Here is a 22,978-nt window from a genome sequence, read left to right as displayed (position 1 = left end):
AAACATCTAGGCGCGACGCTCAAGGATCACAAGCAGGGTCTTAGCTCGACAGGGCCGCTTTCGCCTCAGGGTCGGTGCTGGCTGCGCCGAAATGGGCTGCAAGCTGGTCAAATACGGGGCCGCGGACATCCGGCGCTTCCATCATCACTTCGTGTTCACCGTCTGGAATTTCGACCAGAGTTCCATTTGGCCAATTCGCCATACGCGCACGGATCGCCTTGCGGTCGACGATCTGCTCATGCGAGCCAAGGAAGGTCAAGCAAGGGGTGGAAGGGGCGGTCTGCGCCATCAGCCACGAACACTCATCCAGCGCCTCGCGCAGCCAGATGGTCGACGGCGCGCCCAAGGTCAGCTCAGGATGCGCGACCAGTTGATCCTGCATCATCTTGTACATGTCGGGATCGCGGGTCAGTACATTGCCGTCAAAGGGTTGGGACAGAACATAGCTTTCCAGCGACGTGGTCGGGGGCGTCTTTTCACCAAGGCCAAACCGAGGTCCCCAATAAGCCGTCAACCGGCCAAGAGGTTTCATCAGGGGCGTAAAGAAGATTCCCCACATCGGCCCGGTAAAGGCGCAGGCGGCAAAGCAGTCGTTTTCCAGTACCGCCCGCAAACCGATTGCACCGCCCATCGAGTGGCCGATGACATACCAGGGTTTTGGCAGGTTCTGACGCTGGGCCAGATCAAGAACGGCCCTTACGTCGTGTTGGTAATCGGTGAACTTGTCGACATGTCCAACACGATTGTCATCCAGCAGGCGATCCGCCAGCCCCTGTCCACGCCAGTCAACAGAAAGAACAGCATACCCACGGCCCACAAATTCGGATGCGGCTTCGCCATATTTTTCGATATATTCTGTTCGCCCCGGGAATATCATTACCGTTCCGCGGGCTTCGTCTTTGGGCGACCAATGGGCGGCGCGAATGCGCACGCCATCTTCGGTGTCCAACCAGTGCGCCACACCGCCAGAGGGTGCGCCGGCCACGTCTTCAAACAAAGGGGCCGGCGACATTTTCATCAGGCCAGAGCCGATGCTAGCTGCATGGCGATACTCATGTCGCCATCAACGCTGAGTTTGCCGGCCATGAACGCACCGGTCGGGTTCAGCTCACCGCTGAGAATTTGTTCGAACGTGTCGACATCCGCGCTCATGGTGACGTCGGTTTCTTCATCGCCAACGCGTGCACCGCTGCCGTCCAGAACAATCGAACCAAGACCTTCGATGGCAAATTTGGCCGATGCGCCAAAACCGCTGCCGTCCAGTTTTTCGTTCAGCGCTGCTGCGGCTTTCTCCAGAGTGTCGCTCATGATTCTCCTCACTTTGATTTGAGCGCGAGGAATGGACATCCTTCTGCGCTACGCTACACTGAACGTTGTTATGGGCACTAATTACACAAATCTCAAAGGTATCGTTGCGGCAACCGCAATGCTAGTCACGTTTTCCATTCCTTGTGTCGCTCAGACCGCCGATTCCCGGGACGAAACCGAATTGCTTGAACAACTGGCGCAGTCGACGCCGGAACAGGCGCTGGGGTTAGACCGGCAGCTTAAGGCGCTGTGGGCTTTGTCCGGGTCTGCATCGGCGGACCTGTTGCTGGAACGCGGGCGTGAGGCATTGGATGACGGTGACACAAAGGCAGCAATTGATCACTTGACGGCTTTGACCGACCACGCGCCCGAGTTCGCAGAGGGCTGGCATGTCCGTGCCTCGGCGTTTTTCGGGATCGAGCGTTTTGGAATGGCTGCGGCCGATCTGGAGCAGGCCCTGACTTTAAATCCCAACAATTACGAGGCGATTTACGGCTTGGGTTTGATTTTCGAGATTGTCGGTCAGCCTGATAAGGCGCTTGCGGCTTATGAACGCGCGCTGGCTATACATCCCCATCACGAAGAAGTAACCAATGCCGTGAATCGACTGAAGCCTCAGGTCGAGGGCTCGGCCCTCTAAGGGGCAGGGGGCAAGAGTGAGCGGGTCATCCCGAATTGTGGCCGTACTTGGCCCGACGAACACAGGTAAAACCCATTACGCGATCGAGCGGATGCTGGGTCACCGGACAGGTGTGATCGGTCTGCCGCTACGCCTGCTAGCACGCGAGGTCTATGACAAGATCGTTGCCATTCGCGGGCCGTCTGTCGTGGCGCTGGTCACGGGTGAGGAACGCATTGTGCCCCCGCGCACCCAGTATTGGGTCTGCACCGTCGAAGCGATGCCCGAGGGCATGGGCGCTGATTTTGTGGCCATCGACGAAATCCAGCTCTGCACCGACCCCGAGCGCGGCCATGTCTTCACCGATCGCCTGTTGCGGTCGCGCGGCACAAGCGAAACGCTTTTTCTGGGCTCGGACACAATGCGCGGCCCCATCGCGGCGTTGTTCCCCGAGGCGCAGTTTGTGCGGCGCAAACGCATGTCTCAGCTTGTTTATGCCGGGTCGAAAAAGATCAGCCGGATGCCTCCGCGTAGCGCCATCGTCGGGTTCTCGGTCGATAGTGTTTATGCCATTGCGGAACTTCTGCGCCGTCAAAAGGGTGGGGCGGCGGTCGTCATGGGCGCGCTTAGCCCGCGCACGCGGAATGCGCAGGTGGACCTCTATCAGAATGGCGAGGTCGATTATCTGGTCGCCACCGATGCCATCGGCATGGGGCTGAATCTGGATGTAAATCATGTGGCGTTTTCCTCGCTGACCAAATTCGACGGTCGGCGGATGCGACCCTTGGCCCCCAACGAACTGGCACAGATCGCTGGCCGGGCAGGGCGTGGCATGTCGGACGGCACGTTCGGCGTCACGGGCGAGGCCCCTCCGCTGGATGAAGGTGTGGCGCAGGCGATCATGGACAGCCGCTTTACGCCGATGAAAAAGCTGAACTGGCGGAATGCCGCCCTGCGGTTTGGCTCGATCGAGGCGCTGATCACATCGCTTGAGGTTGGCCCGGACAATGAAAACCTGCTCAAGGCGCGCCCGGCCGACGACCTGAACGTGCTGAAATCGCTGTCACAAGTGACCGAGGTCATGGCCCGCGCCAGCGATCCGCAATCCATCCGTCTGCTGTGGGATGTCTGCCGAATCCCCGATTTTCGCGGTATCAGCCATGCCGAACATGCCAGCCTGCTCGAGGTGATCTACGGCTATCTGCATGAGCGTCAGTCGATCCCTGATGACTTTATGGCGCGGCAAATCCGCCGGATTGACCGGACAGACGGAGATATTGATGCACTGTCCAAACGGCTGGCATATATTCGCACCTGGACATATGTTGCGCAACGAAACGGATGGGTGCGTGACGAATCCCATTGGCGTGAGGAAACGCGCACTGTAGAAGACAGGCTGTCGGACGCTTTGCATGACCGTCTGACCCAACGATTTGTGGACCGGCGCACATCCGTTTTGCTGCGGCGGCTCAAACAGAAGGAGGCCCTTTTGGCCGAAGTAAATGACAAGGGTGAAGTGACCGTCGAAGGCGAATTCGTCGGTCGTCTGGAAGGGTTCCGGTTCATTCCGGACAAAGCCGCGCAGGGGACCGAGGCGAAAGCCTTGAAATCGGCGTCCTTGCAGGCTCTCGCGCCGCAATTCCATCTGCGTGCCGACCGCTTCTACAACGCGCCCGATACCGAAATTGATTTCACCGAACAAGGTGGCCTGATGTGGGGCGAATATGCTGTCGGCAAGTTGGTCGCCGGGGCTGAGCCACTCAAGCCCATGGTTGAAGTCTTCGTGGACGAAGCCGCAGGCCCTGACGTTGAACAGAAGGTGCAGCGCCGTCTGCAACACTTCATCGACCGTAAGGTTGCCGCGCTGTTCGAGCCGCTGCTGAACCTGTCGCGGGACGAGGAACTGTCCGGTCTGGCCAAAGGCTTTGCCTTCCGCATGGTCGAAGCTTTGGGCGTGCTGCCCCGCGCGCAGGTCGCGCAAGAGGTCAAGGATCTGGATCAGGACACCCGCGGTGCGCTGCGCAAGCACGGCATCCGGTTCGGTCAGTTCACCATCTTTATGCCACTGCTGCTGAAACCCGCGCCGACGCGCCTGCGTCTGGTGTTGTGGGCACTGTCCAGCGGGCTGCAGGAATTCCCCGAAGCACCACCTCCGGGTCTTGTGACTGTTCCTGTCGCTAAAGATGCGCCCAAAGGCTATGACACAATGTGCGGCTATCGTGACGCAGGTGAACGCTCGATCCGCATCGACATGCTGGAGCGTCTGGCCGATATGCTGCGGTCTGAGGACAGCCGTGGCGGGTTCGAAGCCAAGCCCGACATGCTGTCGATCACCGGCATGACGTTGGAACAATTCGCCGACCTGATGCAGGGTCTGGGCTATAAGGCTGAGCGTGGCGAGCGTGAAAAGATCAAAGTCACGCCTGCGGAACAACCTGCGGTAGATGCGCCCGAGCAACCTGCCGCCGAAGAAACTCCGCCAGATGCAGTCGCGACAGATAATGCAACTGTATCCGCCGAGGCGCCAGCCGAGGCCACCGACAGCACCGAGGCGGCAGCCGAGGCTCCGGCTGCGGAACCCGTCACTGACGAACCCGAAGTTGAGGTGTTTTACACCTTCACATGGGGTCGTCAGCGCCAGCCGAACCGTGGCCCGCGCCGCGAGCAGGGGCAGGGCAAGGGCAAGCCGCGTGGCAAACCTCAGGACGGTCGTGGCAAGCCGCAGGGCAAAAAGGGTGGCAAGCCGCAGGGCGCGAAATCCTTCTCGGCCCGTCCGCCCAAGAAAGAAAAAGCCATTGATCCCGATAACCCCTTCGCCGCTGCGCTGATGGGGCTTAAGGACGGCAATTAAGCGCGGATGTCCGAGGCCAAGCTGCGGATCGACAAATGGTTGTGGCAGGCGCGGTTCTTCAAGACCCGCAGCCTGTCTGCCAAACAGGTCAGCGGCGGCCATGTGCGCGTTAACGGCAACCGGGTGCTGAAACCGGCGACAGCCATCGGCACCGGTGATGTATTAACCTTCCCGCAGGGCCGCATCGTTCGGGTTGTCCGCGTGGAAAAGCTGGGTGATCGTCGCGGGCCTGCGACCGAAGCTCAAACGCTTTATGTTGATTTGACCGAAAAACAGGACACACCGCCACGAAATCCCGGGTTCGAGGGAAAAGGTCGTCCAAACAAGAAAGATCGGCGTGCTCTTGATCTTTCTCGCACTCAAGATAGCTGATCCTATCTTGAAGCTGACGCCAGACTGATTTAGCTAGACGCCCAAAGCGCAAACGGGAATCCGACCATGACCTACGTTGTCACTGAAAACTGCATTGGCTGCAAATACACTGACTGTGTCGAGGTATGCCCGGTGGATTGTTTCTATGAAGGTGAGAACACGTTGGTCATTCATCCCGATGAATGCATCGACTGCGGCGTGTGTGAACCCGAATGCCCTGCAGACGCCATCCGCCCCGATACCGAGCCGGGGATGGATCAATGGGTCGAGTTCAACCGGAAATACTCGGAAATGTGGCCGGTGATCGTAACCAAGAAGGACCCGCTGCCCGAGGCCGAAGAACGTGACGGCGAAGAAGGTAAGATGGAGAAGTATTTCTCTGAAGCTCCGGGTGAGGGCGGCTAACCGATTCGTTTTTATCAACCGGTCAGTCAATATCGGAAATACCGCCTAAGCTATTGGACGCAAATAGTTTTGTAAGGCACCTGAACTGTGCTGCTTTCGTATGTCTCAGTTTTGTGATATACTCGAAAGCTGAATGATGACTGAGTTGGGGATGTGCTCCGTAAGTATGTGCGCTTTGGAGTTCTGATTTATTGACAAATACACCGCCTGACCGGGCCGAAGATGGCGCGGGCTGGTGTGTTGTTTTGTCTGTCCTTCGCTCTGGAAACAAGGATGAACCTGTATGTCTAAGTCGAAAAAGCTTGAGTTCCGCCCGAACGATTACGTTGTTTACCCTGCCCATGGCGTGGGTCAGATCATCTCGATCGAAGAACAGGAAGTCGCGGGATACTCGCTTGAGCTGTTCGTCATCTCGTTTGAAAAAGACAAAATGACCCTACGGGTCCCAACCAACAAGGTCACCGAATCCGGTCTGCGCTCGCTGAGTTCGCCAGATGTGATTAGTCAGGCGATGAAAACCCTAAAAGGTAAGGCCAAGGTAAAGCGGGCCATGTGGTCGCGCCGTGCGCAGGAATACGAACAAAAGATCAACTCGGGCGATCTGATCTCGATCGCCGAGGTGGTTCGTGACCTGCACCGCACCGATGACCAGCGTGAGCAGAGCTATTCCGAGCGTCAGCTTTACGAAGCCGCGTTGGAACGTCTGACCCGTGAAGTTGCCGCTGTTTCCGGCGCCGGCGAAGTGTCTGCTGCCAAACAAGTGGATGAGGTTCTGACCTCGCGCGCAGCCGCCGCCTGACCCGGCAGAATGACGATTTAAGGCCGCTCTGGTAACAGGGCGGCCTTTTTTTCGTGCCCGAGCGCTTGGTGAATTGCCTGATTGCGGGTAATTTCCCTGTAAACAGAGGCGGGTACATGGCCAAGGTAAAGCAGACCCTCAAGTATCTCTATATCGGGCGCGATCCGATCTCCGTCTGGTTCCGCTATGGGCTGATCCTGTTTGATCTGGTGACGATCGTGTTCTTTGTCGCTACGGCCCATGTTCCGCACGGGCCGGGGCTGACGGTTCTAAGCATGTTCATCGGTCTGTTGATCCTGTGCGATTTCTCGGCGCGGCTTTGGATATCAAAGGATCGGTGGAAACTTTTCTTCAAGGTCTACACGCTTGCTGATCTGGTCGTGATCATTTCGTTGATGCTGGATCCATTCGTTTCCGGCAATCTGGCGTTCCTGCGTATTCTGCGCGCGTTGCGATTGATTCACTCCTATCACCTGCTCAGAGATTTGCGCCGTGATGTTGAGTTCTTCCGAACCCACGAAGACGCCGTGATAGCGGCCATTAACCTGTTGGTGTTCGTGTTCGTGACCTCAACCGCTGTTCTGGTCTTTTTTATCCCCGAGGAGAGTCAGACTGCCTATATCGACGCGCTGTATTTTACGATGGCAACGCTGACGACCACCGGTTTTGGTGACATCACCTTGGCGACACCGGGGGGGAAGCTGTTTTCAGTGTTCATTATGGTTGTTGGCGTCGCGCTGTTTGTTCGATTGGCGCAAGCGATCTTTATGCCGCAGAAAGTGCGCCACAAGTGCCCAAGCTGTGGTCTGTTTCGCCATGATCCCGACGCAGTGCATTGCAAGCATTGCGGCGAAGTTCTGAAAATTGAAACCGGAGGCGTTTCTTAGGACGCTACGACCAGAACCAGCAGGAATGCGATTTCGGACACTTGTTGCGTTGCGCCCAGAACATCTCCGGTTTGGCCTCTGATCTTGGCTTTTGCGACAACGGCGATAACAAACAGGCATATGGCAATAACCAGTATCGCGGCCATTGCTGGGGCACCTACCAAAACCATCGCACATACCAGTGCAACCAACGCGCCCAATGCGACTGAACCAGCACTGGGTGCCCCGACCGAGTGGCTTAGGCCCGCGCGCCGTGCATTTGGAAGTGAGGCCATCAAAACCGGCATCGCTGCGCGGGAAACGATGCATGCGGCTAAGATGCCCGACAAGCCACCCTGGGACAGCAGCGTCGCTATCAAAACGACGCGCAGGCCTTGCGATATCAACAGAGCCAGGACGCCATAGGTTCCGATTTGGCTGTCTTTCATGATTTCAAGCCGTCGTTCGGGGGTAAACCCTCCCCAAAACCCATCTACCGTGTCCGCAAGCCCATCTTCGTGCATGGCACCCGTGCACAGTACCAGAACGGCAATGACGAGTATTGCGCTGGCCAAGGGCGGAAGGTTTACTGCAACGCTGGCCCACCCGATAGCGCCGGCAAGTAGGCCGACGACCAGCCCAACAACAGGGAAGGCCCAGGCCGCATCTGCCTGGCGTTCAAAAACGTGTTCAGGCAGTCGCGGAAGCGGTAGGCGTGTCAAAAGAACCAGCGCCACAGGAATATCCCATCTGGAAACGAGGTTGGTGTCGGTTTTTTGCACTCCCATGCCTTTCTGGGTCTTGCCGGATTGATCGCTTTGGTTAAACACGCAGGACCACTCTGATGCAACGAGGCTTTGAATGCTGCCCGAACTGAACGATCTGAATTCCTTTCGTCAAGCTCTGAGCGGGGCCCCCGGTCCTGACGATGATGCCGCGCAAGGTGCGGCTGAACGAAACGGTCAATTGACAAAACCACCGGGAGCGTTGGGGCGGCTGGAAGATCTGGCGATCTGGTATGCCGGATGGCGTCAAGATGCGCGCCCTCAGATAACCGCGCCTCAGGTCATCGTTTTTGCTGGCAATCATGGGGTCACTGCGCAGGGTGTATCAGCTTTTCCGCCTGAAGTGACCGTTCAGATGGTTGCGAATTTTGAGCATGGCGGAGCGGCGATCAACCAATTGGCCAAGGCCGCCGGTGCCACCATGGACGTACACGCGCTGAATCTGGATGTCCCGACAACGGATTTCACAACCGGACCAGCCCTGTCGGAAGATGAGTTGCTGCAGGCGTTGCAAACCGGGTGGAGCTCGGTGAACCCCAATGCTGACCTTTTGGTTGTTGGTGAGATGGGGATAGGAAATACCACCCCGGCGGCTGCGATTGCGTGTGCGTTGTTCGGCGGCGAGGCGTCCGATTGGACCGGGCGTGGAACCGGCGTTGACGATGCGGGTCTGGCAAACAAGACGCGGGTCGTCGCCGAAGGTGTGTCCTTGCATGCAGGCACGGGCGATGGTCTGGAAATTCTGCGCCGACTTGGGGGACGGGAAATCGCTGCCATGGCCGGAGCGATCGCTGCCGCCCGTGCATTGCGCATTCCTGTCATCTTGGATGGGTTCATCTGTTCTGCTGCCGCAGCTTGTTTGGCTGAGACGGTCAAAGGCGCGTTGGACCACACCGTAGCAGGCCATCAAAGTGCCGAAGGCGCGCATGGGGCCGTTTTGGCAAAGTTGGGTAAAGAGCCGCTCTTGAACCTTGGCCTGCGTCTTGGCGAAGGCTCTGGAGGGGCGTTGGCAATCAATATCCTGAAAAGCGCCGTGGCCTGCCATTCCGGAATGGCGACATTTGCCGAGGCAGGCGTGTCGGACGGGTGATCAATGCAGCCTGATCCACGACGGATCAGGCGGACTTTTTCGCGTGTTTTTCGGAAAGCTCCAGCAACTCGGTCTCAAGGTCTTTTTCCAGTTGCTGTGCGCGTTCGATGTATTTCTTGTTTTCAGCCGTCGGCATTCCGGGAACCCAAAGTTCAGCAAGCTCGCGGACGGACATCCTGTCGTGGTGATAAAAGGTCTGTTCAGCGTGGGCTGCCTCGTACTCACTAAGTCCGATATTTTCGAGGACATACCGGCCCGCACGTAGTGATCCGTCGAACATCTCGCGCACGATATCGTCCGCGCCGGCCTGGTACAGCTCATAAACATGGGTACGATCATGCGCGCGCGCGACGATGTGCAGGTCGGGGCGCTGGCGGCGTGCAAAACTGACAAGACGGGTGACCGTCTTTGGATCGTCCATCGCCGCAACCAGAACCGCAGCTTTCTCAAGCCCCGCGGCCCGCAAAAGTTCTGGTCGGGTGGGGTCGCCTAGGAACCCCTTGACCCCGAAGCGGCGCATAAGCTGGATCGTTTCGATGTCGTGATCCAAAACGATCGTCTTAAAACCGCTGGCGCGCACCAAACGGTTTACGATCTGACCAAAGCGACCGATGCCTGCAATGATCACTGGGCCTTTCTCGTCGATCTCATCCGGTTCAGGGGTTGGTGTTCCTTCGCCGATACGCCGCGAGAGCAGGTCGAAGATGATGAACAAAAGCGGTGTGATCAGCATCGTCAACGCGATGATCATCAACAGTTTTTGCGACAGGTCCGGGGGGATCACGTTCTGCTGGGTCGAAAAGGCCAGAAGAACAAAGCCAAACTCACCAGCTTGTGCCAGACCTAAGGTGAACAGCCAGTGATCACGTCCCCGCAGCTTAAATGCGCGACCAACCAGATACAGAATGATCCCTTTGGCCAGGATGACCAGCAAGGCCAACCCGATCAGATCAAACGGGTCATTGAAGAAATAACCGATATCAATTCCGGCGCCGACCGTGATGAAGAACAGGCCAAGAAACAGGCCTTTGAACGGCTCCAGATCGCTTTCCATCTCGTGACGGAATTCTGAGCTGGCGAGAACCACGCCGGCCAGAAACGCACCAAGGGCAGGGGACAGGCCCACGAGGGTCATCAGGAAGGAAATGCCGACGACGATCATAAGGGCAAGCGCCGTATACATTTCGCGCAGACGGGTTGCGTGGATAAAGCGGAACAAGGGGCGCGTCAGGTAAATCCCGGCAAGAATGACAAATGCAACCGCGCCGATGGTGACAAGCGTCACGGCCCAACCCGGTAGCCCTTCAACCAGCGACAAGCTGTGATGCGCGGTATCGTGAAGGTCCTTCACCCCACGGTCGATAGAGCCGTCATCTTCGAAATGAGGCATGGCAGGCATGGCCAAAAGCGGCAGCAACGCCAGAATTGGGATAACCGCGATGTCCTGTGTCAAAAGCACGGAAAAGGTGGCGCGCCCCCCGTTCGTTTGCATCAACCCCTTTTCCGAAAGGGTTTGCAAGACGATCGCCGTTGAAGACAAAGACAAGGTCAATCCAACGGCCAGGGCAACAGACCACGGATGGTTTGCATAAATAGCAACACCCGCGATCACAGCCGTCGATAGCAGGACTTGCAGACCACCCAAGCCCAACAGCCTGTCCCGCATATCCCAAAGGGCGCGCGGCTCAAGCTCTAGCCCGATCAGGAACAGCATCATGACGACGCCAAATTCGGCGACATGCTGCAGGCTTTCTGTTTCAGCCCCGACAAGGCCGAACATGGGGCCGATCACAATCCCGGCTGCCAGATATCCAAGAACAGATCCCAAACCCAGACGGGCCGACAAAGGCACGGCAATCACCGCGGCGGCCAGATAGATTGTCGCCTGATAAAGGAAGTCGTCCATTTTGGTCCTTTCGTTCGGGTCAGGTGGGCAGCGGCGCGTCGCGCTTGAGCTGGTCCATCACAATCTGGCTTTGCACTCTGGCTACTGCAGGATGCGGCAGTATCACCTGGTGAAGCAAGCGGTTCAGGGCAGAAAGATCGTCGCAATAAACATGGAGCAAATAATCCGCTTCTCCAGTCATCGTCCACGCGCTGGTGATCTCTGGGCGGGTGTCGACCATGCGGGAAAAGCTTTCGGATTGCTCGGGGCCGTGGGTGCCCAGATGAACCTGTATGAAGCCTTGAACCTGTAGTCCCAATTTCAGCGGATCCAGCCGGGCAGCATAGCCTGTGATATAGCCTTCAGCCTCAAGCCTTTGCCGTCGCCGCCCTGCCTGACTAGGCGACAGGTTCAACATTTCCCCCAACTGATGCGCAGTCAAATGCGCATTCTTCTGCAGCTCGGACAAAAGGCGTGTGTCGGTGGAGTCCAGCATATGCGAAAATTCTCTAAAATATTCGTAAACCATGCGCAAATCGCGCGCTCTATATCAGGTTACACGAAAACAATGCGCAGAAAAAGCATTGGATAAGGCGTATTTTGGAATCAGCAAAGAAATTCCTGTTATTTACGGAGACGCGCCATGGGTCCTTTCCCGCACAACGCCCCGAAATCTGTCATCAGCTCTGAAAACCCCGCCGGAACCGACGGGTTCGAGTTTGTTGAGTTTGCTCACCCCGATCCTCAGGAACTGCGCGACCTGTTTGCCAAGATGGGGTTCGAACTGGTTGGGCATCACAAGGACAAGCCGGCGGTTGAACTCTGGCAACAGGGGGATGTGACATACATTCTGAACGCAGACGAAGATAGCTTTGCCGCGAAATTTGTGGCCGAGCACGGCCCCTGCGCCCCTTCGATGGGGTGGCGGGTAGTGGACGCCCAAAAAGCGTATGAGCACGCTGTGTCCAAAGGGGCAGAGCCTTATGACGCCGAAGACAAGACAATGAACGTCCCTGCGATCAAGGGGATTGGTGGGTCGCTGATCTATTTTATTGATCAGTATTACGATACCTCGCCCTATAACGAAGAATTCACCTGGACCAAGCAATCAAAGCCGCGCGGTGACGGGTTTTATTACCTCGATCACCTGACGCACAATGTCTACAAGGGCAACATGGACAAATGGTTCAAGTTCTACGGTGATCTGTTTAACTTCCGCGAAATTCGTTTCTTTGACATTCAGGGCAAGTTCACGGGCCTTTTCAGCCGCGCATTGACGTCGCCCTGCGGACGCATTCGCATTCCGATCAATGAAGATCGTGGCGAAACGGGCCAGATCGTGTCGTATCTGAAAAAGTACAAGGGTGAAGGCATTCAGCATATCGCCGTGGGCAGCGAAGATATCTACGCCTCGACCGACGCTATTGCGGAAAAGGGTTTGAAATTCATGCCAGGTCCGAACGAAGCCTATTACAAGATGTCTACGGATCGGGTCGCCGACCACGAAGAGCCGCTGGACCGGATGATGAAACACGGAATCCTGATCGACGGAGAAGGTGTTCTGGATGGGGGCGAGACCCGCATTCTGCTTCAGATATTCTCAAAGACCGTCATCGGTCCGATCTTCTTCGAGTTCATTCAACGCAAAGGTGACGATGGGTTTGGCGAAGGTAACTTCCAGGCCCTGTTCGAATCCATCGAGCGTGAGCAGATCGAAAGCGGAGAAATTTCCGCGGCTTAAAAGGGCTGGCTAACGTAATGCTCAGAGGGTGTGATCCAGCCTCTGAGCCTTTTCCTCAGCTTCGTGGCATTCGCAGGGTCACGTTCTGACCGCGTTTTTGATAGCGTAACTCGCTGTCACTAATGGCGACCACATTTCCGCCATCCAGCCGATCCCCGACCTTCAGCTTTTTGTAGCGGCCACTGGGAAGCCGCACCAGCGCGCGCCTGTTTGCCGGGGAGCCGTAGACGCCAATCAGATTAAGTTTGCGCAGGTTGATCGCATTGTCGATTGTCGCCTGACGGGCAACCGATGCAGATGACGGAATTTTCGGAGCAACGGCCCGTGCCTGGAAAGAACCCGCCTCATCGTTATTTTGTGGAACTGCTGCGGTTGACCCCAGCCGGGCCGTATTTGTTTCCTGTCTTTGAATAAGCCCTGCCGGGCGCGGTTTGGGGCGCGGTACGCGCACCACCGCCAGCGCCGTTGGCGTGTGATCAACCTGTGGCCGCTCTTGAACAGATTTGGGGCGCAGCTTGGGCCTGACGCTGGCCAGTTCTTCGCGCGTTCGTCCACCCAATTGCTGACGCTCGAAGCGCTCAATCAAGTCACTGGGCCGGGGTTTCGGGCGTAACTCTGCCAAACGCGAGGTCAGTTCTTCGACGATGGGTTCTTGTTCAAAGCGAACCGGAACGTCTGGCGGCACCTTCGCTGGGCGCCCTAAATAGACCACGATGCCATCGGGATTCAGTGTGCCATCCACTGTGGCCGCAACAAGCCCCCGGTCGTCCAGATCGAAACGCGTGCCGGGCTTGGTCGGGTCGGCGACCTGCTCAAACGGGGTGTCTGTGTCAAAGCTGCCGACCTCCGGCAGGGCGATCGCATCCCGCGAAAGATCGGATTTGTCGATTGACGTAAGATAGACCGTCTCAGGTACGGCGGGTTCGGGCTCAGGCAGGAGGGCGGGGACGACGATCCGTGCACTGGCATGTACCTGTACGGGCTCCGGCTCTGGGTCTTTTGCGACATCTTCAACGACCGTCGGGGCGATTTTTAGCGCCTCAAGAATTGCGGCGTCTGTCGGTGTTTCGTTCAACGCCTCAAGGATCGCGGCGTCGGTTGGGGAAATCTCACCCGCCAAGTCTTCATCTGCCGGCGGCGCCTTGGGTTCCGGTAGGGTGACGCTTGCCGTTTCCGATTCTTCGACGTCCAAAGCTTCGGTTTGCAAAGGCAACGGCACAGGTTCAACCGGTTCTTCCTGTACGTCGGCAAGTTCCGTATCCAAAGGCACATCGCCATCAGAGCCGAAAACGCCCCAACCGATCAAAACCACCGCGATCACCGCCGCTGCTGCCAATGGAATCGCAAGGCCTTGGGGCAGTTTCATTCCTGCAGTAGAACCTTGACCAGCGGTCGCTTGCGACGGGGCCGAGCGGAACTCAGCCGGGGTCGAAGATGCGGCTATCGCATGAACCGCAAGGCCGTCAGGCTCCTCTGGGGTGATGGGGGCGGCAGGATGCGCAATCGGTTGGTCTGCCAAGGAAAACAGAGGGTCGGCCGGATAGTCCTGATCGTCCACTTGTGTTGTAAATTCTACCGGGATGAACCCGTGATCGGCAGCAAATGCCTGCGCCTCTTTCAGGGTCTGCTTGGCGACCGCGGCGATATAAGTGGTTGAGCCGCTGCTGACGGTGTCGAACGCCAATTCGTCCAGTTCATAGGGCGTTGCCTCGGACAAAGCGTTGCGAACGCGTTGCTCCGTCCCGGCAGGATCGGACGCATCGGTTTCGACCGAAAGGAACCGGGCCTGATCAGTTGGAAGGATCAGCCTACAGCTCAGGTCGTTTTCCAGTGCGAAACCCTTGTTGCGCAGGTCTTCGATCTGCGCGTTCAGGTCTTCCACATCCAAGGAAACTTCGCCAACGCAGAACCATTCATCGTCCGCGAAGTGGTGCAAAGAAATCCCGGCAGAAGAAAAAGACAGCGCAAAGGCAGGTTTCATATTCCGGAGGAACCACAATTGTCATCATCAACGCGGGCGATGTCTCGTCCGCAGACTGACATTAAAGCAGGATCCCGCCGAGGGAAAGAAAAAGCCAATCCTTCCCCTTGTTCGGCAGACCGTTGCCACCCCATCTTAGTATAAATGAATTTGGAGGGAAGACCTTGAAGAACCTTGCTTTTCTGGCCGCCGTGCTGGCCATAACCACTGCGGGAATGGCACATGCGGAAGAACGTCGCATCTCAGTCGCCGCCGCTGGCACCGTTCAGACGGCCCCGGATATGGCGACGATCAATCTGGGTGTCACGAATGAGGATGCGCAAGCGTCAACCGCGATGCAGGCCACGTCGGACGCTGTATCTCAGATCCTCAGCAGGTTGGAGGAACTGGGAGTAGAAGCGCAGGATATCCAGACCCGAGATATCTCTTTGTCGCCTGCGTGGTCTGGGCGCGGCAACCAGGCCGGAGAAAAGGCAGAGATCACGGGATTTGTCGCCTCGAACCGGGTGATCGTACGTGTTCAGGACCTTTCGCAGCTTGGATCGCTCATGGACGCTGTTATTCAGGACGGTGCTAATGACTTCGGCGGCCTCAGTTTCGGTGTCAAAGACCCGAAACCCCTTGAGGCCGAAGCGCGCGCCAAGGCCGTGGCCGAAGCGACCGCCAAGGCTGAACAATTGGCACAAGCTGCGAACCTGACGCTGGGTCCGGTCAAAACGATCAATGAGCAGGTGGCGAGCGTCCGGCCTGCCGCGCAAATGCGCGAGTTCAACATGGCGGATTCCGGTGGAGTGCCAGTCGCAGGCGGGGAAATCTCGATCTCTGTCACCGTTTCGATGGAGTTCGGAATTTCACAGTAACCCTAGCTTTTGGCGCGGGCCTGCAGCGATTGGCGTTGCTGGCCCGTTTGGTCGAAATTGTCGGGCGACAGCCATGCTTCGAACGCGGAACGGACGCGGGGCCATTCAGTGTCGAGTATGGAATACCAAGCCGTATCCCGGTTGCGGCCCTTGTAATGCGCGGCCTGCCGGAAAACCCCTTCGAATGTGAATCCCAGACGTTCGGCCGCGCTGCGTGACGGGGCATTCAGTGCGTCGCATTTCCATTCATAGCGCCGGTAGCCCAGCTCATCGAACACGCGGCGCATCATCAGAAACATTGTTTCGGTCGAGGGCGGCTTGCGCTGCAATAGCGGCGAAAAGTGGATGTGCCCAACCTCGATGACGCCCGCAGCGGGGTCGATCCGAAGGAACGAGGCCATCCCAACCGGGGTGCCCTCGTGATCCAGTACCGTGTGAAACATCGGATCAGCGTCTACGCACGATGCACGCGCCCAAACTTCAAAGTCTTCTTCGGCCTTGAACGGACCGTATGGCAGGTAGGTCCAGTTCCGTCCGTCAGTATCGTTGGCAAACGCCCGGTATAATCCGGGCGCATGCCGGTTCACGTCCAGTGGCACGACCGAACAATAGCGCCCCTCCATCGGCGTGTAGGGCGGAGTCGGGCGTGGAAACTCGCCCGAAACCGGCAATCCGATGGGTTGGCCCAAGTCGTTCGTTACGTGCTCGACCATGATTTAGGCCGACGCTTTTGCCAGTGCCTGATCCAGGTCAGCGATCAGATCGCCGGCGTCTTCGATCCCGATGGATACGCGCACAACGCCGGGGCCGGCACCTGCGGCCTCTTGCTGTTCGGGGGTCAACTGGCGGTGGGTGGTCGAGGCCGAGTGGATGATCAGTGACCGTGCATCGCCTAGGTTGGCCACATGGCTAAAGATTTCCAACGCATTCACCAGCTTGACGCAGGCGTCATACCCACCTTTGACAGCAAAGGTGAACAGCGCGCCAGCGCCCTTCTTGTACTGCGCCTTGACCCGGTCGTTGTAAGGCGACGAGGGCAGCCCTGCATAGGTCACGTATTCCACCCGGTCATCCGCTTCGAGCCAGGCCGCGATTTTCTGAGCGTTCTCGACATGGCGCTCCATCCGCAGCGACAGGGTCTCTATCCCCATCAACGTATAGTGGGCAGCTTGCGGATTCATCGTCATGCCAAGATCGCGCAGACCGATGGCGATGCCATGGAAGGTGAAAGCCAACGGGCCGAACGTTTCGTGGAACTTCAGGCCGTGATAGGCGGGTTCAGGCTGGCCGAGCGAGGGGAATTTGTCATTCGCCGACCAGTCGAATTTGCCCGAATCCACGACGCAGCCGCCCGTTACGGTGCCGTTGCCGGTCAGGTATTTGGTGGTCGAATGCACCACCAGCGTCGCGCCATGCTCAATCGGGCGGCACAGGTATGGGGTGGCCGAGGTGTTGTCGACGATCAGAGGAATGCCCGCATCGTCGGCGACATCTGCCAGCGCACGGATATCGGTGACGTATCCGCCTGGGTTGGCGATGGATTCGCAGAATATCGCGCGGGTGTTGTCGTCGATGGCGGCCTTCACCGCGTCTACGTCATCCGTATCCACAAATGTGGCGGACCAGCCAAAGCGTTTGATGGTTTGGCTGAACTGCGTAACGGTCCCCCCATAAAGGCGCGTCGAAGCAACGATATTGCAGCCCGGAGTCATCAACGGGAACAACGCCATGATCTGCGCCGCGTGGCCCGAAGAACAGCAGACAGCGCCCACACCACCTTCCAGCGTGGCGATACGCTCCTGCAGAACGGCCACGGTTGGGTTGGTCAGGCGAGAGTAGATAAAGCCGACTTCCTGCAGGTTGAACAGGGCGGCCGCATGGTCTGCGTCACGAAAGACGTACGCCGTTGTCTGGTAAATCGGGGTCTGACGCGCCCCCGTTGCCGGATCAGGGCGCGCACCAGCGTGAATTTGAAGCGTGTCAAAGCCGTAGGTTGGACCGTCTGACATCGTTGAACTCTCCCTCTGGAATGTGTGTTGCTGACTCTCTAGGCGATTGGGCGCTTGCGCACAACAACCCAGTCAACGCATCCAAAGGCCGCTAGTTTTGATCCTGTTGCGAATGACTTGTTCGCGTTGGGGCAGGTTGTCGCGGTCGAACATCTGACGGATCTTATGCCCTTTGCGCTGGATCACCAGCTTTCTGATCGGCTCATACCCCTTGAGCACTTTCTTGATCTTGTTCGGTGCAACGACGGTTTCTAACACCTCGACCACATGGTCACTCTCGCGTGCGTATAGCAGTGGAAACAGGCGGTAATGGCAGCTCACCGATCCATCCAGCAGACCTTGGGGCAGGGTGTCACGCCCTCCGCCAAGCGAATGGATGACAAGGGGAAGTGCGATTTGATCCAACCAAGGGGTCAGCGTTTGCCCGGCCATTTCGGGGATGTCTTCGTCCCGGATGGTGCGGGCATATTCCAGATAGCGTTCCCCGAACTCTTTGGGACAGCGGTAATAGAAAAAACCGGCATTGAAATACAGATACCGCCGCCAGTAGTCGTGCGGCTGCGATCTGTCCAAAGAGCTGTCAAAATCCAGTCCGAACCGGCGGTACAATGCGCCCCAAATGCCATCAAAGCCGGGTCCATACAGTGTTGGGCGGGGCCATGTCCCCTCGACTTTTTGCGAGGCGCTTGGACGATCAAAATCGAATGCGACGCTGTTCAGATCCCCGATGATCAGCGTGTCGCTGTCAAAAAACACAAACGGCTCACCCTCGGGCAGCGCGAGCAAGGCTTCAATCTTGTTGCCGTTGGGATAGCTTTCACCAAATACGAGGTTGTCGAATGGCAAAACCTCGGCGTCCAACTGCTTCAAAGCCTTAAGTACATCCTCGTTTTGTAGCCCGGGGTCTTGGGACCAACGCGGCCCGGAATTGGGTGAGGCAACGAATAATCTGCCCGCAAAATCCGGTGAGCTGTGCCGCAACGAAGCGGCAAACAAAAGCGCCTCGTACTGTAGGCGGTTGTTCTGTCCGACGATTACGACGTTGAACTTTGGGGTCTTGGCCTGCATCGAGGGACTTTCGGAATTTGGCCGCTCATTGGCGCATTATTTGTGTTGCACGTACTGTACGCAGCAAGGCTCGTCAAAACCAGAGTTCACGCGGCACCGGAAATGGGAATTTTGAAATTGGCGGCAGCACGCCCATCTATTGGACACGGGACGAAACAGGAGAAGACTCATGAGGGTCAACGCAGATTTCACCAGGCGCGTGGCAGTTCATTTCGACGAAAACGAATGGGTCGCGTCCCCGGCTGCTGGGGTTGAACGGAAAATGCTTGATCGGATCGGCGAAGAGGTCGCTCGCGCGACGACGATTGTTCGGTTTGCACCGGGCAGCGCGTTTGCCGCGCATACCCATAATGGGGGTGAGGAATACCTTGTTCTGGATGGCGTCTTTCAGGATGAAACGGGTGACTTCCCTGTGGGCAGTTACGTGCGGAACCCGCCGACATCGTCCCATACGCCTTCGGCAAAGGAAGGAGCGACGATATTGGTCAAGCTGCACCAATTCGACCCCGAGGACCGGACCCAAGTGCGGCGTTCAATCAACGGAGAGGGCAACATGCAACTCTTCAAAGACGCGCAAGAGGACGTGCGGGTTCTGACGTTAGGCCCCGGCGAAACGGTGGAATTGGACGCTGCCGGAGGGCTTGAGCTGTTCATAATCGAAGGCTCGGTGCAGGAATCGTCCGAGGATTTTGCGGTCTGGGACTGGCTCAGGCTACCACCCGGAGAGAAGTCTAGCGCGCAAGCCGGGGCATCTGGCGCACGTGTTTGGATGAAGTCCGGCCACCTGAACCAGATGATCTGAATTCCGCGATTGCTTTAAAAACAGGCATTAGAACGGTGAAGCCGGGCTTTTTGGCCCGGTTTTTTCATTTTTTGACCAATTGGCAAATTTTACCAATTGATAAAAAATCAGATTGTGGCAAGCTGAGATCATAACGAACATATCTACAGGGAGTAGAGCGATGGCACAGGGCCAGATGGTCCCCGGCATAGTTTCCGGGCGACTTTCCAGCGATGAGCTGACCTCGAATTTCACGGATCTGCATCCGCCATTGGCCCCGCATGAGGCTGCCGTGGCTGCTGATCGGTGCTATTTTTGCTATGACGCGCCGTGTGTGACGGCTTGTCCCACAGACATCGACATACCGCTGTTCATGCGACAGATTCAGGCCGGACAACCCGAAGCGGCGGGTGAAACTATTCTGGCGCAGAATATCCTTGGTGGAATGTGCGCCCGCGTTTGCCCGACCGAAACGCTGTGTGAAGAAGCCTGCGTACGCGAAACCGCAGAAGGCTCGCCAGTGGAAATCGGACGTTTGCAGCGTTATGCGACAGATAGCGTGATGGCCGATGGTGCGCACCCGTTTGAGCGTGCTGCACCTACCGGCAAGACAGTGGCCGTTGTAGGGGCTGGCCCTGCGGGTCTGGCCTGTGCGCATCGTTTGGCCATGCTGGGTCATGACGTTGTCATTCACGAAAGCAAACCCAAGCCGGGCGGATTGAACGAATACGGAATCGCGGCCTACAAATCGACCAACGATTTCGCGCAGGCCGAGGTGGATTGGCTGCTTGGAATCGGCGGGATCACCATTGAGACGGGTTCGGTTCTGGGCGAGGGGATTTCGCTGGAAGGTCTGTCTGCAAATTATGACGCTGTCTTTTTGTCAATCGGTTTGGCCGGGGTGAACGCCCTGCGCGCGGGTGGTGTCGACAAGGACGGTGTGCGGGCCGCAGTCGACTTTATTGCTGATGTACGGCAGGCCGGCGACTTGGCGGATTTGCCGGTCGGTAGGAATGTCGTGGTCATCGGTGGCGGAATGACGGCCGTAGATGCAGCGGTGAAGTCCAAGTTGCTAGGGGCCGAACACGTCACAATCGCGTATCGGCGCGGCCGTGATGCGATGGGGGCCAGCCGATACGAACAGGACTTGGCTGCTTCGCATGGGGTCAAAATCATGACCAACGTGCAGCCTGTGGCCGTGCACGGAAACGGGGCAGCCGCTGAGATCGAACTGGAGTATACTGCCAGCCATGACGGTCAACTGACCGGCACGGGTGAGATGGTCCGCGTTCCTGCTGATCAGGTACTCAAGGCGATTGGTCAGACATTGGAAGGCGCGCCGGAAGGCTTGGAACTGGACGGCAACAAGATTGCTGTAACTGGGGCCGGGCGTACTTCGATCGCAGGTGTCTGGGCCGGGGGCGACTGCGCTGCTGGTGGTGAAGACCTGACCGTGACTGCCGTGGCCGAGGGCCGCGATGCCGCAATGGATATCCACGCAAGCCTGACTGCGTGAAACCCACAGATTAAGATGCTGAACTGCATCAGGGAGGCCGGATAGATGGCTGATTTAAAAACAAACTTTCTGGGTATTGAAAGCCCGAACCCGTATTGGTTGGCCTCGGCGCCGCCGACCGACAAGGAATACAACGTCCGCCGCGCTTTCGAGGCCGGATGGGGTGGCGTGGTCTGGAAAACGCTCGGGGCCGAGGGGCCTCCGGTCGTGAACGTGAACGGGCCGCGTTATGGCGCGATCTATGGTGCCGATCGGCGGCTTTTGGGCCTGAACAACATCGAGTTGATCACGGACCGCCCGTTGGAGGTGAACCTTGAAGAAATGGCGCGGGTTAAATCGGATTACCCGGACCGTGCGCTGATCGCTTCGATCATGGTGCCGTGCGAGGAAGAGGCCTGGCAAGCCATCCTGCCGCGCGTGGCGGAAACCGGCGCAGACGGGATTGAGCTGAACTTTGGCTGTCCGCACGGGATGAGTGAACGCGGCATGGGTTCCGCCGTGGGGCAGGTACCGGAATACATCGAGATGGTCACGCGTTGGTGCAAAAAGTACTATGATCGCCCGGTCATCGTGAAGCTGACGCCGAACATCACAGACATTCGCAAACCTGCCGAGGCGGCAAAGAACGGCGGTGCCGATGCGGTGTCGCTGATCAACACGATTAACTCGATCACCAGCGTCAATCTGGATACGTTCAGCCCCGAGCCTTCGATTGATGGCAAGGGCAGCCATGGCGGGTATTGCGGCCCTGCGGTGAAACCGATTGCTCTGTCGATGGTGTCCGAGATTTCGCGGGCGCAAGCGACGCACGGCTTGCCGATTTCCGGCATCGGCGGCGTGACCACGTGGCGCGACGCGGCAGAGTTCATGGCGTTGGGATGTGGCACCGTTCAGGTTTGTACGGCGGCGATGACCTATGGCTTCAAGATCATCGACGAGTTGACCGCTGGCCTGTCCAAATGGATGGACGAAAAGGGCTATAAGGACGTTTCGGAAATTGTTGGTCTTGCCGTTCCGAATGTTACAGATTGGCAGTATCTGAACCTGAACTACGTGGCGAAGGCCAAAATTGATCAGGACCAGTGCATCAAGTGTGGCCGGTGCTATGCGGCTTGCGAAGACACCAGTCATCAGGCGATTTCCATGTCCGATGACCGCGTGTTCGAGGTCATGGATGACGAATGTGTCGCCTGTAATCTTTGCGTGGATGTCTGCCCGGTTGACGGCTGTATCTCGATGGTGCCGATGACGGCCGGAGAGGTTGACCCACGTACAGGACGCGAGGTTCAACCAGACTATGCCAACTGGACGACGCACCCGAACAATCCCATGGCAAAAGCAGCTGAGTAAGCAAAGAAAGGGGCCAGCGCTGGCCCCTTTTTATGGCGTCAGTAGCTTACGATAGAGCGTATCAACGAACGGCTCGGCCCCCTCATATGGGTCTTCATCCCCTAGGATCGCCCGAACCTGAACGTCAAAATCCGCATAGTGCTGGGTCAGCGCCCAGATGGAGAAAATCAGGTGATAGGGGTGCAGTCGCGCAATCCTTCCCTGATCCATCCAATCGGACAATATCGCGGTTTTTTCATCGACCAGGGCCTTTAGGTCATTGGACAGCGAATCGTGAATGCGTGGCGCGCCCTGTACCAGTTCATTTGCAAACAGACGGCTTTCGCGGGGCAGATCGCGGCTCATCTCTAGCTTGCGTTGGATATACGCCAGGATTTCTTCCATCGGGTCGCCTTGTGCATCAAGATCGTGCAAAGGGGCCAGCCATGTTTCCAGAAGGCCAGACAACAGCGCGGTGTGAATCGCTTCTTTCGATGGGAAATAATACAGCAGATTGGGCTTGCTTAGTCCGGCTTCGGCGGCAATCTGGTCAACCGTTGCGCCACGGAATCCATGGGCTGAGAACACATTAAGTGCGGCGTCGAGAATTGCGGCGCGGTTCTTTTTCTGAATTCTGGTCGGGGCGCGGTCTTCAGGCATGTTTTCAGGGTGTCTCTTTTTCCGGCAGGCGGGTGCTGAATAGGGCAAAAAAT

22 protein-coding genes are annotated in these 22,978 nt (G+C 57.5%); 12 read left to right on the top strand and 10 right to left on the bottom strand.

From position 1 onward, the window contains the following. Positions 1-40: 40 nt before the first annotated feature. Positions 41-1,018 (bottom strand): alpha/beta fold hydrolase, encoded by a 978-nt coding sequence (locus tag GOV88_RS02485; RefSeq protein ID WP_171239439.1) that lies wholly within the window; start codon positions 1,016-1,018, stop codon positions 41-43. After that, positions 1,018-1,308 (bottom strand): SCP2 sterol-binding domain-containing protein, encoded by a 291-nt coding sequence (locus tag GOV88_RS02480; protein ID WP_171121120.1) that lies wholly within the window; start codon positions 1,306-1,308, stop codon positions 1,018-1,020. The genes GOV88_RS02485 and GOV88_RS02480 overlap by 1 nt, the downstream gene beginning before the upstream one ends. 31 nt (positions 1,309-1,339) lie before the next feature. Between GOV88_RS02480 and GOV88_RS02475 the strand changes: the two genes are divergently transcribed. From GOV88_RS02475 to GOV88_RS02450, 6 genes are all read left to right on the top strand, one after another. Next, positions 1,340-1,948, top strand: coding sequence for a tetratricopeptide repeat protein (locus tag GOV88_RS02475; protein WP_171121121.1), 609 nt, complete (start codon positions 1,340-1,342; stop codon positions 1,946-1,948). A gap of 16 nt (positions 1,949-1,964) precedes the next feature. Continuing rightward, a complete protein-coding gene (locus tag GOV88_RS02470; RefSeq protein ID WP_171239438.1) occupies positions 1,965-4,778 on the top strand; it encodes a helicase-related protein in 2,814 nt (937 codons plus the stop codon). Between the two features lie 6 nt (positions 4,779-4,784). Further along, a complete protein-coding gene (locus GOV88_RS02465; protein ID WP_171239437.1) occupies positions 4,785-5,150 on the top strand; it encodes an RNA-binding S4 domain-containing protein in 366 nt (121 codons plus the stop codon). Positions 5,151-5,216: 66 nt separating this feature from the next. Next, complete coding sequence (fdxA, locus tag GOV88_RS02460; protein WP_171121124.1) at positions 5,217-5,555, top strand: ferredoxin FdxA; 339 nt, start codon at positions 5,217-5,219, stop codon at positions 5,553-5,555. A gap of 283 nt (positions 5,556-5,838) precedes the next feature. After that, complete coding sequence (locus GOV88_RS02455) at positions 5,839-6,354, top strand: CarD family transcriptional regulator (protein ID WP_170348382.1); 516 nt, start codon at positions 5,839-5,841, stop codon at positions 6,352-6,354. Positions 6,355-6,470: 116 nt separating this feature from the next. Continuing rightward, the gene (locus tag GOV88_RS02450; RefSeq protein ID WP_171210602.1) at positions 6,471-7,241 is read left to right on the top strand and encodes an ion channel; all 771 of its coding nucleotides are present in this window, start codon (positions 6,471-6,473) and stop codon (positions 7,239-7,241) included. On the opposite strand, the gene cobS is transcribed toward GOV88_RS02450, so the two are convergent. Then, entirely contained in the window at positions 7,238-8,050 is an 813-nt protein-coding gene (gene cobS / locus GOV88_RS02445) for an adenosylcobinamide-GDP ribazoletransferase (protein WP_371808209.1), read from the bottom strand. The genes GOV88_RS02450 and cobS overlap by 4 nt on opposite strands. Positions 8,051-8,081: 31 nt before the next feature. Here cobS and cobT point away from each other — a divergent pair, with 31 nt between their 5' ends. Then, on the top strand, positions 8,082-9,095 hold the full coding sequence (cobT, locus tag GOV88_RS02440; protein ID WP_171239436.1) for a nicotinate-nucleotide--dimethylbenzimidazole phosphoribosyltransferase: 1,014 nt from the start codon (positions 8,082-8,084) through the stop codon (positions 9,093-9,095). A gap of 25 nt (positions 9,096-9,120) precedes the next feature. On the opposite strand, the gene GOV88_RS02435 is transcribed toward cobT, so the two are convergent. Beyond that, positions 9,121-11,001 carry a monovalent cation:proton antiporter-2 (CPA2) family protein gene (locus GOV88_RS02435; protein ID WP_171239435.1) on the bottom strand — a complete coding sequence of 627 codons (1,881 nt, stop codon included), beginning with the start codon at positions 10,999-11,001 and terminating at the stop codon, positions 9,121-9,123. 19 nt (positions 11,002-11,020) lie between these two features. Continuing rightward, positions 11,021-11,476: an Lrp/AsnC family transcriptional regulator gene (locus GOV88_RS02430; protein WP_171121128.1), complete on the bottom strand. Its 456-nt coding sequence runs from the start codon at positions 11,474-11,476 to the stop codon at positions 11,021-11,023. Between the two features lie 147 nt (positions 11,477-11,623). Here GOV88_RS02430 and hppD point away from each other — a divergent pair, with 147 nt between their 5' ends. Beyond that, positions 11,624-12,721 (top strand): 4-hydroxyphenylpyruvate dioxygenase, encoded by a 1,098-nt coding sequence (gene hppD / locus GOV88_RS02425; RefSeq protein WP_171239434.1) that lies wholly within the window; start codon positions 11,624-11,626, stop codon positions 12,719-12,721. 55 nt (positions 12,722-12,776) lie between these two features. Here the strand turns inward: hppD and GOV88_RS02420 are convergent, their stop codons facing one another. Then, a complete protein-coding gene (locus GOV88_RS02420) occupies positions 12,777-14,702 on the bottom strand; it encodes a hypothetical protein (protein WP_171239433.1) in 1,926 nt (641 codons plus the stop codon). Between the two features lie 164 nt (positions 14,703-14,866). On the opposite strand from GOV88_RS02420, the gene GOV88_RS02415 reads away from it, so the two are divergent. Next, complete coding sequence (locus tag GOV88_RS02415) at positions 14,867-15,562, top strand: SIMPL domain-containing protein (RefSeq protein ID WP_171239432.1); 696 nt, start codon at positions 14,867-14,869, stop codon at positions 15,560-15,562. A gap of 2 nt (positions 15,563-15,564) precedes the next feature. Here GOV88_RS02415 and GOV88_RS02410 read toward each other — a convergent pair whose 3' ends face one another. From GOV88_RS02410 to GOV88_RS02400, 3 genes are all read right to left on the bottom strand, one after another. Next, positions 15,565-16,275, bottom strand: a complete 711-nt coding sequence (locus GOV88_RS02410) for a GNAT family N-acetyltransferase (protein WP_171239431.1) — start codon at positions 16,273-16,275, stop codon at positions 15,565-15,567. A gap of 3 nt (positions 16,276-16,278) precedes the next feature. Then, the gene (locus GOV88_RS02405; RefSeq protein WP_171210610.1) at positions 16,279-17,571 is read right to left on the bottom strand and encodes an O-acetylhomoserine aminocarboxypropyltransferase/cysteine synthase family protein; all 1,293 of its coding nucleotides are present in this window, start codon (positions 17,569-17,571) and stop codon (positions 16,279-16,281) included. A gap of 72 nt (positions 17,572-17,643) precedes the next feature. Next, positions 17,644-18,639 (bottom strand): hypothetical protein, encoded by a 996-nt coding sequence (locus tag GOV88_RS02400; RefSeq protein WP_171239430.1) that lies wholly within the window; start codon positions 18,637-18,639, stop codon positions 17,644-17,646. Between the two features lie 169 nt (positions 18,640-18,808). On the opposite strand from GOV88_RS02400, the gene GOV88_RS02395 reads away from it, so the two are divergent. From GOV88_RS02395 to preA, 3 genes are all read left to right on the top strand, one after another. Further along, the gene (locus tag GOV88_RS02395) at positions 18,809-19,441 is read left to right on the top strand and encodes a cupin domain-containing protein (protein WP_171239429.1); all 633 of its coding nucleotides are present in this window, start codon (positions 18,809-18,811) and stop codon (positions 19,439-19,441) included. A 160-nt stretch (positions 19,442-19,601) separates the two neighbouring features. Then, on the top strand, positions 19,602-20,936 hold the full coding sequence (locus tag GOV88_RS02390) for an NAD(P)-dependent oxidoreductase (protein WP_171121136.1): 1,335 nt from the start codon (positions 19,602-19,604) through the stop codon (positions 20,934-20,936). A gap of 45 nt (positions 20,937-20,981) precedes the next feature. Beyond that, positions 20,982-22,286 carry an NAD-dependent dihydropyrimidine dehydrogenase subunit PreA gene (gene preA, locus GOV88_RS02385; protein ID WP_171121137.1) on the top strand — a complete coding sequence of 435 codons (1,305 nt, stop codon included), beginning with the start codon at positions 20,982-20,984 and terminating at the stop codon, positions 22,284-22,286. Between the two features lie 30 nt (positions 22,287-22,316). Here preA and GOV88_RS02380 read toward each other — a convergent pair whose 3' ends face one another. Beyond that, positions 22,317-22,925: a TetR family transcriptional regulator C-terminal domain-containing protein gene (locus GOV88_RS02380; RefSeq protein ID WP_171122934.1), complete on the bottom strand. Its 609-nt coding sequence runs from the start codon at positions 22,923-22,925 to the stop codon at positions 22,317-22,319. Between the last annotated feature and the right edge of the window lie 53 nt (positions 22,926-22,978).

The organism is Ruegeria sp. HKCCA5491 (genome assembly GCF_013034565.1).
In the GTDB taxonomy this organism is placed as follows: Bacteria; Pseudomonadota; Alphaproteobacteria; order Rhodobacterales; family Rhodobacteraceae; genus Ruegeria.
This window is presented reverse-complemented; position numbering and strand designations above follow the sequence as displayed.